Raw genomic sequence first — 1,131 nt, 5'->3', positions numbered from 1 at the left:
ATGCCGCGATCGGTCTGCTGCCGCTGGTGGCGATCTGCGACCGCGGAGACATCGGCGGAGTATCGACGGCGATGCACGCGGACACCGGACTCCCGACGGTCTTCGTCTACGACGGTCATGCCGGCGGCGCCGGGTTCGCCGACCGGGGGCACAGCGAACTGTCACGATGGCTCACCGCGACGCGCGACGCCATACTGTCCTGCGAGTGCGCTCACGGATGCCCGTCCTGCGTCTATTCACCCAAGTGCGGCAACGGAAACGATCCGCTGGACAAGGACGGCGCGGTCAAGGTTCTGACCGCCGTCATCGATACGATCAGCTGAGACGCGATCAGCTGACCGGACCCGCACGGGCGTAAGCCTGCGCATCACTGATCCCGAAGCCCGACAACAACACCGGTGCGCGTATCTCGACCACTACATCCCACCCCTGCACCTCACACTCCGCGAGCACCGTACGCATACGCTCCGCGATCGCCGCGGACATCTCACACGCCGCCTCGTCACCGCCGTCCAAGGCACCCGCACCGCCGAGAGCCGACAGATCAGCGGCCGATTGCGCCGTGTGCCGGGCCACCACCGCGGACCCGACATGCAACATCCCACCAGTCACCATCACGATCGCTGCCAGAACGCAGCACGCCAGAACCGTGGCAACACCTTCGTCCTCACGTAGGTTCACCCCTCTTCCACCCCTGACTCCACAGCTGCCACCGCCTCGGAAGAAATGTCGACCAACGGCAGCAACGTACTCTCGGCGCTGACAACGGCAACGGCAAAGCCGTCCACGATCTCCACCGAGATCGACGCATCTTCGGGTGCGATCCGACGGGCCGTGGCAACCGCAGACTCACGATCACCACGTGCCACCAACCGCGCGGCCTCACGAGCGGCGTCGACACACCGAACCTGCATCGACACCGCGAGGACACCACCGATACACAGCACGTCCACCGTGACGATGGAAGCCAGAGCAATCGCGGCCTCCACCGTCACGGCGCCGACGTCGGCTTGCCGAATACCTCTCGTGCACAACATCACACAGCTGTCTTGAGAGCCTTGTCGATGATGCCTGTCAGCGCCGAGACAATGGAGTCGCCAGTGACAACCGTGTACAGGACGGCACCGAATG

4 protein-coding genes are annotated in these 1,131 nt (G+C 64.7%); 1 reads left to right on the top strand and 3 read right to left on the bottom strand.

Annotation, left to right across the window (positions count from 1 at the left end; translation table 11 throughout):
- The coding region (locus ABT116_RS48980) for a Zn-binding domain-containing protein (protein WP_351648071.1) at positions 1-323 on the top strand (323 nt) is incomplete at its 5' end.
- Between the two features lie 7 nt (positions 324-330).
- Here ABT116_RS48980 and ABT116_RS48975 read toward each other — a convergent pair.
- Genes ABT116_RS48975 through ABT116_RS48965 form a run of 3 tightly spaced genes read right to left on the bottom strand, consistent with a single transcriptional unit; the run spans position 331 to position 1,117 of the window.
- A complete protein-coding gene (locus ABT116_RS48975; RefSeq protein WP_200312940.1) occupies positions 331-681 on the bottom strand; it encodes an Rv3654c family TadE-like protein in 351 nt (116 codons plus the stop codon).
- Positions 678-995 (bottom strand): TadE family type IV pilus minor pilin, encoded by a 318-nt coding sequence (locus ABT116_RS48970; RefSeq protein WP_351648068.1) that lies wholly within the window; start codon positions 993-995, stop codon positions 678-680. Before ABT116_RS48970 ends, ABT116_RS48975 begins: the two co-directional genes overlap by 4 nt.
- Before the next feature lie 41 nt (positions 996-1,036).
- The gene (locus tag ABT116_RS48965) at positions 1,037-1,117 is read right to left on the bottom strand and encodes a DUF4244 domain-containing protein (RefSeq protein ID WP_260646420.1); all 81 of its coding nucleotides are present in this window, start codon (positions 1,115-1,117) and stop codon (positions 1,037-1,039) included.
- Positions 1,118-1,131 lie beyond the last annotated feature (14 nt).

Source organism: Streptomyces sp. NPDC002130 (genome assembly GCF_040296465.1).
Classification (GTDB): Bacteria; Actinomycetota; Actinomycetes; order Streptomycetales; family Streptomycetaceae; genus Streptomyces.
Note: the sequence above shows the minus strand (reverse complement) of the source record. Positions and strands in the feature narration are given on the sequence as shown.